The 14958-nt window shown below is 73.4% G+C and carries 10 protein-coding genes; 8 read left to right on the plus strand and 2 right to left on the minus strand.

What is annotated here, in order from left to right:
- Positions 1-92 precede the first annotated feature (92 nt).
- Together AB0950_RS16270 and AB0950_RS16275 are read left to right on the plus strand one after the other, a co-directional pair.
- A complete protein-coding gene (locus AB0950_RS16270) occupies positions 93-1337 on the plus strand; it encodes an amidohydrolase (protein WP_360152988.1) in 1245 nt (414 codons plus the stop codon).
- 113 nt (positions 1338-1450) lie between these two features.
- A complete protein-coding gene (locus AB0950_RS16275; RefSeq protein ID WP_360152991.1) occupies positions 1451-3424 on the plus strand; it encodes an Ig-like domain repeat protein in 1974 nt (657 codons plus the stop codon).
- 30 nt (positions 3425-3454) lie between these two features.
- On the opposite strand, the gene AB0950_RS16280 is transcribed toward AB0950_RS16275, so the two are convergent.
- On the minus strand, positions 3455-4714 hold the full coding sequence (locus tag AB0950_RS16280; protein WP_360152994.1) for a hypothetical protein: 1260 nt from the start codon (positions 4712-4714) through the stop codon (positions 3455-3457).
- 544 nt (positions 4715-5258) lie between these two features.
- Complete coding sequence (locus AB0950_RS16285; protein ID WP_360153725.1) at positions 5259-6437, minus strand: PP2C family protein-serine/threonine phosphatase; 1179 nt, start codon at positions 6435-6437, stop codon at positions 5259-5261.
- Between the two features lie 158 nt (positions 6438-6595).
- Here AB0950_RS16285 and AB0950_RS16290 point away from each other — a divergent pair, with 158 nt between their 5' ends.
- From AB0950_RS16290 to metG, 6 genes are all read left to right on the plus strand, one after another.
- Positions 6596-7078 carry a hypothetical protein gene (locus tag AB0950_RS16290; protein WP_366778752.1) on the plus strand — a complete coding sequence of 161 codons (483 nt, stop codon included), beginning with the start codon at positions 6596-6598 and terminating at the stop codon, positions 7076-7078.
- 320 nt (positions 7079-7398) lie between these two features.
- Positions 7399-8361, plus strand: coding sequence for a hypothetical protein (locus AB0950_RS16295; RefSeq protein WP_366778753.1), 963 nt, complete (start codon positions 7399-7401; stop codon positions 8359-8361).
- A 232-nt stretch (positions 8362-8593) separates the two neighbouring features.
- Positions 8594-9550, plus strand: a complete 957-nt coding sequence (locus AB0950_RS16300) for an endonuclease/exonuclease/phosphatase family protein (RefSeq protein ID WP_366778754.1) — start codon at positions 8594-8596, stop codon at positions 9548-9550.
- Between the two features lie 72 nt (positions 9551-9622).
- Positions 9623-11566 carry an FUSC family protein gene (locus AB0950_RS16305; protein ID WP_366778755.1) on the plus strand — a complete coding sequence of 648 codons (1944 nt, stop codon included), beginning with the start codon at positions 9623-9625 and terminating at the stop codon, positions 11564-11566.
- Positions 11567-11637: 71 nt separating this feature from the next.
- A complete protein-coding gene (locus tag AB0950_RS16310) occupies positions 11638-13083 on the plus strand; it encodes a VWA domain-containing protein (RefSeq protein WP_366778757.1) in 1446 nt (481 codons plus the stop codon).
- 124 nt (positions 13084-13207) lie between these two features.
- Entirely contained in the window at positions 13208-14923 is a 1716-nt protein-coding gene (metG, locus tag AB0950_RS16315; protein WP_360153012.1) for a methionine--tRNA ligase, read from the plus strand.
- The last annotated feature ends 35 nt before the right edge of the window (positions 14924-14958 follow it).

Consider the following 14958-nt stretch of genomic DNA (forward strand, 5'->3'; position numbering starts at 1 on the left):
AAGCCCAGGGGAGCGGCCAGGGGACGGACCGGCCGAGCCCGCAGCACCAGGTGAGGGTGTCGGCGCAACCAACGGAGGCCTACGCTCCCGTCATGACCTCTGCCGCCGCCCGTGCCGCCCTGGACCTGACCGCCGACCTGCCGGTGCCGGACCTGGAGGACCTGTACCGGGATCTGCACCGGCACCCCGAGCTGTCCCTGACCGAGCACCGGACCGCGGGGAAGCTGGCCGAGCGGCTGGCGAAGGCCGGGTACGAGACGGCGCAGGGCGTCGGCGGCACCGGGGTCGTGGGGCGGCTGGCCAACGGGGACGGGCCGACCGTGCTGCTGCGGGCCGACATGGACGCGCTGCCGGTGCAGGAGGAGACCGGGCTGCCGTACGCCTCGCGGACGGACGGCGTGATGCACGCCTGCGGGCACGACCTGCACGTCACCTGGCTGACCGGCGCCGCCGCCGCGCTCGCGGCCGGGCGGGACGCCTGGGCCGGCACCCTGCTGGTCGTCGGGCAGCCCGCCGAGGAGAGCGGGCAGGGGGCGAGCCGGATGCTCGCGGACGGGCTGTACGAGCGGTTCGGCCGGCCCGACGTCCTGCTCGGCCAGCACGCCACGCCCGGCCCGGCGGGGCTGTACCCGCACTCGCCGGGGCTGATCATGTCCGCCGCGACGGACGTGGACATCGTGGTGCACGGCCGGGGCGGCCACGGCTCGCGCCCGGAGTCCACCGTGGACCCCGTCGTCACCGCCGCCTATCTCGTGACCCGGCTGCAGACCGTCGTCTCCCGGGAGATCGCCGCCGGCGAGTCCGCCGTCCTGACCGTCGGCCGGATCGAGGCGGGCACCCGGCACAACATCATCCCCTCCGAGGCGCGCATCTCGCTCAACCTGCGCACCCAGTCCGAGACGGTACGGCAGCGGATGCTGGAGGCGATCCGGCGCATCGCGCACGGCGAGTGCCTGGCCGCCGGCTGCCCGCGCGAGCCGGACGTCACCCTCGGCAACAGCTTCCCGGTGACCGTCAACGACGCGGACACCGACGCGCGGGTGGCCGCCGTGCACGGGGAGGTCTTCGGCGCGGGCACGGTGTTCGACCCGGGCCCGGCGATGGGCAGCGAGGACTTCCCGCAGCTCGCGCTGGACAACGCCATCCCGTACTCGTACTGGTTCGTCACCACGACCCCCGCCGACGTCTGGGACCGGGCGCCCGGCGACAGCCTGCCGGAGAAGTTCGCGGCCGTGCCGAGCAACCACAGCCCGCACTTCGCTCCCGATCTGTCCGTGATCGCCCCGGGCGTCCGCACGCTGGTCTCGGGGGCACTGGCGCTGTTGTCGGAGGCATGACCTAGTCTTCGCTCACTCGCCACACGAGGAACACAGGGCAGGCACAGGGGAGTCAGAGCGCCGTGCCCGCGTGGCGTCCCATTCGACATTCGTTCCGGGGGGTTCGCATCAGCGTGCGCAAGCGCTCTCTCACGGCCGCCACCACCTTGGCGGTCCTCTTCGCCTCGGCGGCCCTCGCCGCCGGGCCGGCCTTCGCCGACTCCAGCGCCGTCCTGCCGGTCAAGCAGACCGGCGCCGTCGTCGTCGACGGCGTCCACCACCAGGTCTTCGTCAGCGATCCGGCGAACGGCAAGATCGTCGTCACCGACTACAGCGGCACCGTCGTCAAGCAGCTCGGCTCGCTGCCGGGCGTCCTCGGCCTCGAACTGTCCCCGGACTCCGGCACGCTGTACGCCGCGGTGCGGGACGCGGACCGGATCGCCGTCATCGACACCGCGACCGACACCGCGGGCACGCCGTTCACCGTGGGCGACAACCCGGTCAGCGTCGCGCTCGCCGGCGGCAAGCTGTGGTTCGGCTACGGCGCGGCCGGCGAGGGCAACATCGGCTCCGTCGACCTGTCCGACGACCAGCACCAGGTCACCCTCGGCGAGGAGGGAGTCTTCTGGTACCAGGGGCCGATGCTGGACGCGGCGCCCGGCTCCGGCACCCTGGTGGCGGGCTCGCCCGGACAGAGCCCGGTCTACCTGGCCTCCTACGACGTCTCCTCGGGTACCGCCAAGCGGCTCGCGTTCACCTCGGACGCCGGCAGCAACCTCGGCGACCTCGAGGTCACGCCCGACGGCAAGGACGTCGTGGTGGCCTCCGGCGCCCCCTACCACCACCAGGTGTTCAAGACCTCCGACCTCACGGCGGACGGCCAGTACGCCAGCGACGCCTACCCGAACTCCGTGGCCATCGCGCCCGACGGCGCCGTCGCGGCGGGCATCTCCGGCTCCTACGAACCGGACGTGTACGTCTACCGGCCGGGCGCGACGACCGCGGTCCGCCAGTACGACTTCCCCAACACGGGCCAGACCACCGGCGCCGACCTGCTCGCCGACGCGGGTCTCGCCTGGGCGCCCGACGGCTCCCGGCTGTTCGCGGTGACCTCCAACAGCGACGGGGTCTACTCCCTGCGGACCCTCGACGCGCCCACCAAGGCGGCCACCACCGTCACGGTGAACGCCCCCTCGTCGGCGACGCGCGCCAAGCAGCTCACCGTCACCGGCAAGGTCGCCTCGAACATCGCCGTCCCGGCCGGCGCCAGGCTCACCGTCACCCGCACCGACCTGGAGTCCCCCACGGGCAAGGCGCTGCCCGCGGTGACCGCCAAGTCGGACGGCACGTTCTCCTTCACCGACACCCCGCCCGCCGGCGGCTCGGTGAAGTACAAGGTGTCCTACGCCGGCGACGCCGACCACGCGGCCGCCTCCGGCTCCGACACGGTGTCCGTCTCCCGCGCCAAGACCTCGCTGACGCTGAACAACAACGGCAAGCTGTACGACTACGGCAAGGCCGTGAAGTTCACCGCCCACCTCGGTACGACGTACAAGAACCGCACCGTCGAGATCTGGGCCGACCCCTACGGCTCCGACCGGCCGAACAAGCGGGTGAAGTCCGGCAAGGTGGACTCCCACGGCAACCTGTCGGTCACGCTGAACCTGTACCGGGACACCAAGCTCACCGCGAAGTTCGCGGGCGACGCCCGGTACGGCACGGCGTCGGCGGTGAGCACGGCCTACGACCGGGTGAGCGTCTCCACCTCGGTCAGCGGCCAGTACAAGTCCCAGTCCGCCTGGGGGCACACGTACTACTTCTTCCACAAGACCAAGAACCCGCTGGTCACGACGAAGATGACGTACTACCCCGGCCGGGCGCAGAAGTTCGAGTTCCAGGTGTACTACCAGGGCGCGTGGCACTCGGGCGACCCCATGTACGTCAAGCTCGGCGCCGACGGGGTCTCCCGCGTCCAGATCACCGGCGACCACAGCCAGGACATCGGCTGGCGCTTCCGCGTCCGCTCCTCGTACGTCAACGGCTCCTCCGGAGACACGGTGAACTCGACGACGCACGGGGCGTGGAAGTACCTGACGTTCACCAAGTAGGCCGGTCGGGGGGCTTCGGGGGCGGGGGCCTTATGGGGCGGTGGCCTGCAGTTGCCGTAGCTGGCGTCGGACGTTCTCCAGGGCGCCCTGCCGCCGGCCCGGCACCCGCAGCCTCAACTCCGCCAGCGCGGGCCCGAGTTCACGGGCCCGCGCCGGGTCCGTGATCCGCGTCCACTGATGGTGCGCGCGGTCCGCGGCCGCCTCCACGGCGGGCGCGTCCACGGCTTGCCCCGCGGTCAGCCGCGCCTGGGCGACCGCCAGCCAGGCGCGGCAGCTGCGCACCGCGTCCCCCGCGAACATCGCGAGATCGGCCCGCACTTCGGCCCAGTGCAACGCCTCCTCGGACCCCGCACCGCGAGCCCCCACGGCACGCTCCTCATACCGAGCGGCAAGAGCCTCGGCTTCCTCGTGCCGCCCGCTCTGGACGGCGGCGCTGATCATGGCGTGCGGGTCCTGATCGGGGGTGCGTGTCGAGGGGTGGGGGATCGGAGTGTTCGGGTGAGGGGCCTGCCCGACCCCGGACGGCACCGGCTGCGCGGCGGGCGGGAGTGAGCTGACGGGGGCCGGGACCACCGGACCGGTGCCGGGCTGGAGCGTGCTGGGTCGGCCGCTCAGCCGGCCGAGTCGGGCGGGCGCATGGGCGAACGCGGGCCTTGCGCCCCCGGGGAGGGTCAGCAGCAGGTCGCGGCCGGCGCTCGCGTCCGCGATCCGGGCCAGCGCCTGCTCGTGCAGCTGAGGGAGCGGCGGCCGGTACCCGCTGCGCAACAGCGTGGCCACCGCCTTCATGTACGCCGGCTCGGCCACCCCGCGCCGCCCGGCGGCAGGGGCGACACGGCCGTACACCGCGGCGTTGGCCCCGCAGTCCAGGCCCCGCTCGGCGACGTACCGCCAGGCCTCCGCATCCGCGTGCAGATCCACCACGAGCGCCGTGTCCGCGGCGGACCGCAACCGCAGCTCCTCGCGCACCCAGTGCCACGGCAGCGCGGTGTAGCGCACCGTCGCCGCCGTGGTGCGGGCCAGCGCGAGATGCGGCAGCCGCTGCCGCCGGTCCAGGTGCAGTTGCCCGGCGACGTACACGGTCAGCGGCCCCGGCGCCGCCGCGGCGGCCCGCAGCCGGGTCAACACCGCCTGCGGCTCCAGCGGATCGGCGAGTTCGACGACGTTCGCGGTGTCGGTGCCGGACAGCACGGCGGGGGCGACGGCGGCCAGCACCGGCAGCACCCCGGCCGCGTCCACCAGGCGCCCCCGGCCCAGCGGCGAGGCCGCGAGCAGCAGCACGGTTCCGGGCATCGTCCCTCCCCCTGTCGGACCCAGATCGGCTCTCCAGCCAGCACCGTAACCGCTGCGGCTGCAAACGCGCGCCCCACCAAGGCGACAGGCCCGCAATCGCCCCTCTTCACCCCCTTCGCCCCCGCCCACTCCGTCCCCCATCACCCGCCGCCCACCGCAGGCGGCCGCGAGCACCCCTCCGCCCCCCTTCCCCTCCAACGGCCGGCCCTTCGCCTCCCACACCCCCGCACGCCATCACCCCCCGCCCCACCGGCAGCAGCCATCAGACCCGCGATCGCCCCTCGTCGCCCGCCACCCACCGCAGGCGGCCACGAGCGCCCCTCCGCCCCCTCGCCTCCAACGGCCCTTCGCCTCTCACACCCCCGCACGCCATCACCCCCCGCCCCACCGGCAGCAGCCATCAGACCCGCGATCGCCCCTCGTCGCCCGCCGCCCACCGCAAGCGGCCGCGAGCGCCCCTCTCCCCCTTTCGCCTCCAACGGCCCTTCGCCTCTCACGCCCCCGCCCACTCCATCAACCCCCCCCACCCCACCCGCGTCAGCCATCAGACCCGCGATCGCCCCTCGGCCTCGTCGCCCTCCGCGCCCTCGCCGCCCTCCTCCCCCTCCGCACCCCGCAGTCGCCGTACCGCGAACACCGTGGTGTCGTCGGCCAGGTGGCCCCGGCAGTGGCGTAGTACGCCGTCCCGGACGCGGCGGACCAGTGCCCGGGGGTGGGCCTGCGCCGGGTCGGTGGTGACCGCGGGGGTGATGTCCTGGACCAGCGGATAGAAGGCGCCCCCGGGGTCGCGGGCCTCGGTCACGCCGTCGGTGACCAGCAGCAGCGTCTCGTCGTCGGCCAACCGCACCCGGTGCACCGGCGGCAGCCCGCCCCCCAGGTCGCCGAACCCGATCGGCAGCCCGTCGCCGCTGGGCAGCTCGCGGACCCCGCGCGGGCCGACGGCGAGCGCGGCCTCATGACCGAAGTTGACCAGCTCGACGGTCTCGGGACTGCCCTCGGGAAAGCCGATCAGCACGGCGGTGGCGAACCGGTCCCCGTCGTCCCGCCCCAGCGCGGTGACATGCCACCGGTGCCGCAGCATCCGGGTCTCCAGCCGCTCGGCGACGGTCGCGAGATCCTTCTCGTGGTAGCCGGCCTCCCGGAACGTGCCGAGCAGCGCCGCCGCCGTCTCCACCGCGCCGAGCCCCTTGCCCTGCACGTCACCGACCAGGATCCGGGGACCGTGCGGGCCGGGCTGGATGTCGTAGAAGTCCCCGCCGACCTGGGCGTCGACGTCCGCCGCCAGATACACCCCGGCGTGCTCGAGACCGGCCCAGGGCGCCGGCAGCGGACGCAGCACGGTGCGCCGGGTGGTCTCGGCGATGTCCCGGATGTGCAGGCTCTGCCGCTCCTTGCGCACCCGCGCCACGCAGGCCACCACGGCCAGCAGGCCACCGAGCGCGACCAGGACGAAGTCGCCGAGGCCGGCCCGGTACTGGCCGGGCCAGGCGGAGTCGACGGCGACGTACGTCACCACGGCCAGCACGACGTACAGTCCCGTCGTCCACGCCCCGCAGATCGCGGCGGCCGTGCCGGGGACCAGCACGATCCAGGAGACGATCCGGAACCGTTCGCCGGTGTTGAAGTCGAGCAGCACGATGCCGACGAGCAGCAGCAGAGGGAACAGCCAGGCGACGTTCCGGCCGTATCCGCCCAGCGGTTGCCGCCGCCGGCCGAACTCCATCTCCGTCACGGCGGGCAGCCTCCATGTATCTCGGATTTCCAGCGAAACACGGGAGGGAAACCGTCGCATCCGGGCCCCGTCACCCTCCCGGCCGACTTGCCAGGCCGTGCCCCCCGGTGTGCTCTGGAAGGCGGGGGCGAGGAGAGAGGAGTGCTCTCATGGCTCAAGCGGCACCCGCGCCGGGTGGCACGCCCCGCCCCGGCCGTACGGCTCCGATCGAGCGCCGGACCTCCGGCGTCCCCGTCCGTTCGCCGGACGTCTTCGACGCGCGCACGCACCGCATCGCGCACATCGCGGTCCCGGTGGTGCTGGGCCTGGTCTACGGCTACTGGGTCGCGGCGAACGCCCGCCAGGGCGGCCCCATCACGGACGGCAACCTGCTGCTCGGCTGGCTCAGCGCGCTGGTGTTCGCGGTGGTGTGCATCGCCCTGCTGACGCTGGCCCCGCGCATGCTCCGGGAGGTGCACGCGCTGCTGTGGACGGCCTTCACCGGCATCGCCTTCGGCTTCCTCTACATCCAGACACCGCACTCGGTCTGGCGGTCGGTGATCATGTCGCTGCTCATCGCGGGGTGCACCTTCGCCGTGTTCTTCTACCGCTACTACACGCGCGAGGACGCCTTCGGCCGCCGGGTCCGCTGAGCCGGGCGGCCGTACAGGAGTGCGGACGTACGGCACGCGGCACGGTGACGGAGCAGGGGTGTGCGGCGGCACCGTCACGGCAGCGCGGGCCCCGGTTCGCCGGGACCCCCACGCCCGCCCTCCCGTGTTCCCGCTTCCCTCACCCGGCCGTGGACCCCGGCCCGAGGACCGGACTCCCGCTCCCCCACACCAGGAAACACCCGTTCGGGTGAAGCCTCCACCGGAGAGCGCAAGCCCCGGTTCCGCCCAGGGGTACGGTCCTTCCCCCGAATGCAGTCGTCCCGCTCGCGGCCCCGCCCCGCAGGCCGTTGCCTGGAAGCGTGCCCCCACGCCTCAGGAGCGCCCTGTCGGCCGTACTGCTCGCGCTGTCCTGCCTCCTCGTGCCGTTCGGCACGCTGGCGGCCTGGGCGGCGTACGGGCTCGCCGACACGGGCCGGTACGTCACCACGATGGCGCCGCTCGCCGCCGACCCGAGCGTGCGGGAGGCCGTCGCGGACACGGTCGGCGACGGCATCCTGCGCGCGGTGGACCAGCACATGGACGTCCGCCCGGCTGGGGGTACCCCCGCTGGGGGAGGTTCGCTCCGCCCGTTCGTGCGGGACGCGGTGCGCTCCTTCACCCAGACCGAGGCCTTCCGCCTGGCCTGGGACACCGGCAACCGGGTCACCCACGACGCGGTCCTGCGGGCCCTGCGCGAGGAGGAGGACGACGGGACGGCCGGACGCCCGGTCACCGTCGACCTCGCCCCCGTCACCGACCAGGTCAAGCGGCAGCTGACCCGGGACCACGTGCCGCTGGCCGCCCGCATCCCGGTGGAGCACACCGCGGTGTCCGTCCTCCCGGCGAGCCGGCTCGCCGCCTTCCGGAAGGGGTTCCACGTGCTCGAAGTCGCCGGTCTCTGGCTGCCGGTGGCGGCCGTCGCCCTCGCCGCCGCCGGGATCGCCCTCGCCGTGCACCGCCGGCGCGCCGTCGCCGCGACCGCGCTGGGCACCGCCCTGGGCGGGGCCCTGCTGTCCCTGGCCGTGGCCGTCGGCCGCGGCCTCACCCTCGCCGACCTGCCCGCGGACGTGCCCCATCCGGCGGCCGGCGCGGTCTACGACGCCCTCACCGCGAGCCTGCGCACGGCCTCCTGGCTGCTGCTGGGCCTGGGCCTGGCGGTGGCGCTGACCACCTGGCTGACCCGCCGCCTGCGCCTGAGCCGCGCGACCCGCCCCCGGCCCCCGTCCGGCCCTGACACCCCACCACCGCCCTCGGTCCACACCCCGACCCAGGCCCGGACCTGACCGGTCGACCAGGGCCCGAAACGCCGGAGATGCCCGACCGCTGCGCGCCCCCCGGCAGCCGACACGGCACACTCTGCCCCCACCCTGTGGACAACCGACCGACGCCCCGGCCACCGAAGCCACCGCGCGCCCCCCGGACCTCCCGGTAGCCGACCCGCCAACCGCGCAACCACCGGCCCCCGCCCCTGCCGCATCCTGGCGCCCACCCGAACACCCCCCGTACGCTCGCCCCGTGAACCGTCGCCGCGGACGCGGGCTCGGTGTCTGGTGTGCCGGACTGCTGCTCGCCGGGGTCGGTGTGGTCGCCGGCTGCCGGGCCGCCGGCACCGACGGTGTCACCCCGGTGCCCCAACTGCTCGCCTTCCTGCCCTGGCTGCTCGTGCCGACCGGCTTCGCCCTGCTCTGCGCGCTGCTCGCCCGCTGGTGGCCGGGCCTGGTGTGCGGGGCCGTCGTACTCGGCGTGCTCGCCTGGTACCTGCAGCCGTACGGCGGCGCCGCCGATCCCGGCGGTCCGCCGCTCGCCACCCTGCGCGTGCTGACCTCCAACGTGGAGTTCGGGCGCGCCGCCCCCGCCCTGGTGCCGCTGATCCGCGACCGCCGGCCGGACGTCGTCTTCGTGGAGGAGTGCGAGTTCACCTGCCAGGGCATGCTGGAGACCGCGTTCGCGACCGCCTACCCCTACCGGCGGGCGGTCCGCGCGGCCGGCTCGCACGGCTCGCTCATCCTCAGCCGCCACCCCTTGAGACCGACGGCCGGTGTCCCCGGCACCATGGGCATGCCCGGCGCGATCGCCGACGTGCACGGGCAGGCCGTGCGGCTCCAACTCGCCCACCCCATGCCCCCGCTGCCCGGCCAGGTCGGCCTGTGGCGCCGCGAACTCGGCTCGCTCCGCGCCTTCGCCGCCGCCGACCGGGGTACGCCCACCGTCCTGGCCGGCGACTTCAACGCCACCCGGGACCACGCCGCCTTCCGCCGCATCCTCGACACCGGCCTGACCGACGCCGCCCGCCTCGCCGGACCCGGCCTTGCCGCCAGCTGGCCCGCGCGCACCGCCTCGGTCTTCGGCGCCCAGATCGACCACGTCCTGCTCTCCCCGGACTTCACCGCGACCGGCGCCCACTTCCTGCGCGTGACCGGCACCGACCACCGCGCCCTCGTCGTGGACGTCACCCTCCACCACCGCGGCTGACTCCGCCCTGACCGGCGCCAAGAGCTGGGGCGACTCCGGCCCCCCCGGGTACGAACCGGTGATAATGGCCGCATGTCGCGCGAGTTCCCCATCGGCCTCACCCCTCCCGACTGGCTGGTGCGGAACCTGCGCCCGGAGCAGGCCCCCGTCAACAAGGCCGCCGTGGCCCGGGCCGCCGTCGCGATGGCCCTCCCCCTGGTGCTCGGCCTCGCCGCCGGCTATCCGGCGTACGGCGCCCTGGCCTCCATGGGCGCCGTGTCCGGCGTCATCGGCGACACCGCCGACGCCTACCGCATACGCATCCTCAACATCGCCGTCCCCCAGCTCTTCGGCGCGGTCGGCGTGACCCTGGGCACGCTGGTGTACGGGCACGGCTGGTACGCGGTGGCCGCCGTCACCGGGGTCGCCCTGGTCTCCGGCATGATCTCGACGATCGGCGCGGTGGCCTCGGTCTCGGGCCTGCTCCTCCTGCTGAACTGCGTGATCGGCGCGGGCCTCCCGCTGCCCCGCCCCTGGTGGCTCGCCCCCGTCCTGATGACGGGCGGCGGCCTGCTCGTCCTCCTCCTCGCCCTCCTGGCCTGGCCCCTGCGCTCGGGTGTGCCCGAACGCACGGCGGTCGCGGCCACCTACCGCACGCTCGCGGCCCTGCTCGCCGTCTCCGGCACCGACCGCACCGAGGCGTACGACGAGGCCCGGCGCACGGTCACCCAGTCCCTGAACCAGTCGTACGACCTGATCCTGGGCCGGCGCGCCCGCCACCACGGCCGCAGCCGCGAACTCACCCGGCTGCTGGCCCAGTTGAACGCCATCACGCCCGTGATGGAGGTGGCCCCCGCCGCGCATCTGGCGGGCCGCCCCCTGCCGTCGCAGGTCCCCGAGGCGGTCGGCCACCTCGCCCGGGCCATCGAGACCGGCTACACGGGCCCGATAGCCCTGGACCTGCCGCTCCCGACGACCGAGACGGCGCGCGCCGTGGACCACGCCCTGCGCCACACCGCGGAGGTGGTGACGGCCCCCGACACGGACCCGCGGGGAATCGACGACCCCCTCGGCCGGCCCCCGACGCTGGGCATCCGCACGGCACGAGCGGCCCGCAACGTCGTCCTCTCCGCCAACTCCTGGCGCTACGGCGTACGCCTGGCGCTCTGCATCGCCCTCGCCCAGGCCCTGGTCTCCCTGGTCCCGGTCCCGCGCTCGTACTGGGTGGCCCTGACGATCACGTTCGTGCTCAAGCCCGACTTCGGCTCGGTGTTCTCCCGCGCCCTGCTGCGCGCCCTCGGCACGGTGGCGGGCCTGGTGATCGCGGCGGTGGTGCTGGCGGAGGTACCGCTCGGCTGGTGGGACGTACCGGTGATGCTCGTCCTGGCCCCCCTGATCCCGGCCCTCACCCCACGGGGCTACGGCTACCAGACGGCGGCGATCACCCCGGTGATCCTGCTCCTCTCCGACCTGCTGAACCGCCAGGGCACGGCCCTGCTCCTGCCCCGCCTGACGGACTCGCTCCTCGGCTGCGCCATCGCCCTGACCGCCGGCTACCTGCTCTGGCCGGAGAGCTGGCGCACCCGCGTCGGCGACCGCCTCGCGGACGCGGTGGCGGACACGGCCCGGTACGTGGAGACGGCGTTCGGCGCCGACGGCGACCCGGCCGCCCGGGCCCGTATGCGCAGGCGGCTCTACCGCGACCTGTCGGTGATCCGTACGGAGTTCCAGCGGGCCCTGACCGAGCCGCCGCCGACCGGCCGGCGTGCGGCGGCGTGGTGGCCGCTGGTCGTGGCGGTGGAACGGATCGTCGACGCGACGACGGCGGCCCGCGTCCGCGTGCGGCACGGGGCGCCGCCGCCGTCCCCGGCCGAGATCGCCCACGTGGTACTGCAGTTGAGGGAGTTGGCGGAGGGTGTACGGGACGCCGACGTGCTGACCCCGGTCCGTACGGATCTCACCGGTCCCGCGGGCAGTGTCCTCGAACCGCTGCGGCAGGAGGTCGCCGCGGCCCGGTCGATCGCTTCCCCCCACTGAGCCCTTCGCTAACCTTACGTGTCCGTCCTGGCCAGGGATCGACGGGCATCAACTCACGAAGGGTTGCGCACATGGGCATTCTCACTCTCCTGCGGAACGCGTTCAGCCGCTCACGCAAGGGACGCGCCACACCGGCAGAGGATGCGAACTCCCTGCTCACGAGGGCGGAAGAGCCGGCGAAGGCGGAAGCCACCCAGCCGGAGGAGTCCGCACCCCGCCCCGCGAAGCCGGAGGAGCCGGCCCCCCGGCGCACGCAGCCCGAGCAGCCGGTCGCCTCGCTCCCCGCCCAACAGCAGGCCCCCACCGAGGCCGAGCCCACCACCCCGACGGTGCCCGAGCCGCGCCGCGAGGAACACGAACTGGTCTCCGCCATCTTCGACAAGGTCCAGGTCCCCCGCCCGGCAGAACCCCACAGCAACTCCTCCACCCCGGAATCCCCCGAGCCGAAGCCCGAGCAGCCGTCCAAGGACAACGCCGAGCCGGAGTCGACCGAGAAGCCGGTCGCGGAGAAGCCGACCGAGCCGGAGCCGGAAGCTGAGCCTCAGCCGGTCGCGGAGACGGTGTCGGCAACGGCCGAGGAGACCGCCGTACCGGCCGAAGAAACCACGGCCCGGCAAGCCGCCGACGGCGAGACCGCCACGCAGGGGCCACCCGCGGCCGACGGCGAGACCCGCACGGGTGGTGCGGGTGGGAACGACACCCCCGCCGAAGGCGAAGCCGAGGCGGCACCCGCCGAAAACACCCCCGCGGCACCCGCCGAAAACACCCCCGCGGCACCCGCCGAAGACACCCCCGCCGACGCCGAAGGCCCCCGCAAGAAGACCCCCGCCACCACCCTCGCCAAGGTCAAGTCCCGCACCCCCTCCCTCACCGCCGCCTACAAGGCCGCCACCACCGCCCTCAAGAAGCACGACCTCACCGGCACCCGAGCCAAGCTCTACCTCGTGCTCGACCGCTCCGCGAGCATGCGCCCGTACTACAAGGACGGCTCCGCGCAGGCCCTCGCCGACCAGACCCTCGCCCTCGCCGCCCACCTGGACCCCGAGGCCACGGTCCACACCGTCTTCTTCTCCACGGAGATCGACGGCACCACGGACCTCACCCTCGACCCGGACCACGAGACCAAGATCGACGACGTGCACGCCGGCCTCGGCCGCATGGGCCGCACCAGCTACCACGCCGCCGTAGAAGCCGTACTCGCCCACTACGACAAGCACGCGGAAGAGGAAGAGACGGAAGGGAACGAGACCCCCCGCACCCCCGCCCTCGTGATCTTCCAGACCGACGGCGCCCCGGACGCGAAGACCCCCGCGACGCAGGCCCTCACCGAGGCCGCGGCGTCGCACCCCGCCGTGTTCTTCTCCTTCGTCGCCTTCGGGGAGCACGACAACAAGGCCTTCGACTACCTCCGCAAGCTGAAGACCCCCAACACGTCCTTCTTCCACGCGGGCCCCACCCCCCGCGAGCTGACGGACGCGGAACTCTACGAAGGTGTACTGGCCGCCTGGCGGCCGTGACCGTCCGTGATTCCGGGGCCGCCCTTTCCCAACCAGCAAAACGGGAAACGGGCGGCCCACCCCTGTCGGCTACGATTTCAAGGTTCGAAACCGCAGAAAACGCAGCGACCTGGGAGCAGCCACGATGGCTCGACACCTCATCACCAGCGCCCTTCCCTACATCAACGGGATCAAGCACCTGGGCAACATGGTGGGGTCCATGCTCCCGGCGGACGTGTACTCCCGGTACCTCCGCCAGCGCGGCCACGACGTCCTGTACATCTGCGCCACCGACGAGCACGGCACCCCGGCCGAGCTGGCGGCGAAGGAGCAGGGCCTGCCGGTGGAGGAGTTCTGCGCCCAGGCGCACGACGCGCAGAAGGCCGTCTACGACGGCTTCCAGCTCGCCTTCGACTACTTCGGCCGCAGCTCCTCCGCGGAGAACCGCGAGATCACCCAGCACTTCGCCCGCAAGCTGCACGAGAACGGCTTCATCGAGGAGCGGGCGATCCGCCAGGTGTACAGCCCCACCGACGGCCGCTTCCTCCCGGACCGCTACGTGGAGGGCACCTGCCCGCACTGCGGCTACGACAAGGCCCGCGGCGACCAGTGCGAGAACTGCACCCGCGTCCTGGACCCGACCGACCTGATCAACCCCCGCTCGGCGATCTCCGGCAGCACGGACCTGGAGGTCAGGGAGACCAAGCACCTGTTCCTCCTGCAGTCCAAGCTGGAGAACGAGGTCCGCGAGTGGGTGGCCCGGCACGACAAGGACTGGCCGCAGCTGGCCTCCTCCATCGCCCACAAGTGGCTGACCGAGGGGCTGCACGACCGGGCGATCACCCGTGACCTGGACTGGGGCGTCCCGGTCCCGGCCGACACCTGGCCGGAGCTGGCCGCCGAGGGCAAGGTCTTCTACGTCTGGTTCGACGCCCCGATCGAGTACATCGGCGCGACGAAGGAGTGGGCCGACCAGGACCCGGAGAACCGCGACTGGAAGTCGTGGTGGTACGACGCCGACGACACCGTGCGCTACACCGAGTTCATGGCCAAGGACAACGTCCCCTTCCACACGGTGATGTTCCCGGCCACCGAGCTGGGCGTGCGCGAGCCGTGGAAGAAGGTCGACTACGTCAAGGCCTTCAACTGGCTGACGTACTACGGCGGGAAGTTCTCCACCAGCCAGAAGCGCGGTGTCTTCACCGACCACGCCCTGGAGGTCCTGCCGGCCGACTACTGGCGCTACTTCCTCATCGCCAACGCGCCCGAGTCGGACGACTCGTCCTTCACCTGGGAGCACTTCACGGCCACGGTCAACAAGGACCTCGCCGACACGCTCGGCAACTTCGTCAACCGCGTGCTGTCCTTCTCGAAGAAGCGCTTCGGCGAGGAGGTCCCGGCCGGCGGCGAGCCCGGTGAGGCGGAGACCCGGCTGGGCGAGGAGATCGCCCGTCTCCTCGGCGAGTACGAGGAGCACATGGAGGCGCTGCAGTTCCGCAAGGCCGCCTCGGCCCTGCGCGCCCTGTGGTCGGCGGGCAACTCCTACCTGGAGGAGAAGGCCCCCTGGCTGCAGATCAAGACGGACAAGGACGCCGCGGCCCTCACCCTGCGCACGGCGATGAACCTGATCCACCTGTACGCGGTGGTCTCCGAGCCGCTGATCCCGGCCACGGCGAAGGCGATGCGCGCGGCGTTCTCGCTGCCGGGCGACACCGCCACCTGGGTCACCGCGGACGAGGCCAAGTCCCTCGCCTCGGTCCCGTCCGGCACCCCGTTCACGGTCCCGCCGGTCCTCTTCGCCAAGCTGACCGACGAGGACCTGGCGGCGTACAAGGAGCGCTTCGGCGGCGAGGAAGCCTGACCGGCTCCTCCGGCCATCCGGGCCGTACGCATGAG

It is taken from the genome of Streptomyces sp. NPDC007189, from assembly GCF_040703635.1.
In the GTDB taxonomy this organism is placed as follows: Bacteria; Actinomycetota; Actinomycetes; order Streptomycetales; family Streptomycetaceae; genus Streptomyces.

What these genes read in the sequence shown, in the direction of transcription:
- AB0950_RS16270 (WP_360152988.1), top strand. Translation starts at nt 93, where the DNA reads ATGACCTCTGCCGCCGCCCGTGCCGCCCTGGACCTGACCGCCGACCTG.
- AB0950_RS16280 (WP_360152994.1), bottom strand. Translation starts at nt 4,714, where the DNA reads ATGCCCGGAACCGTGCTGCTGCTCGCGGCCTCGCCGCTGGGCCGGGGG.
- AB0950_RS16285 (WP_360153725.1), bottom strand. Translation starts at nt 6,437, where the DNA reads ATGGAGTTCGGCCGGCGGCGGCAACCGCTGGGCGGATACGGCCGGAAC.
- AB0950_RS16290 (WP_366778752.1), top strand. Translation starts at nt 6,596, where the DNA reads ATGGCTCAAGCGGCACCCGCGCCGGGTGGCACGCCCCGCCCCGGCCGT.
- AB0950_RS16305 (WP_366778755.1), top strand. Translation starts at nt 9,623, where the DNA reads ATGTCGCGCGAGTTCCCCATCGGCCTCACCCCTCCCGACTGGCTGGTG.
- AB0950_RS16310 (WP_366778757.1), top strand. Translation starts at nt 11,638, where the DNA reads ATGGGCATTCTCACTCTCCTGCGGAACGCGTTCAGCCGCTCACGCAAG.
- metG (WP_360153012.1), top strand. Translation starts at nt 13,208, where the DNA reads ATGGCTCGACACCTCATCACCAGCGCCCTTCCCTACATCAACGGGATC.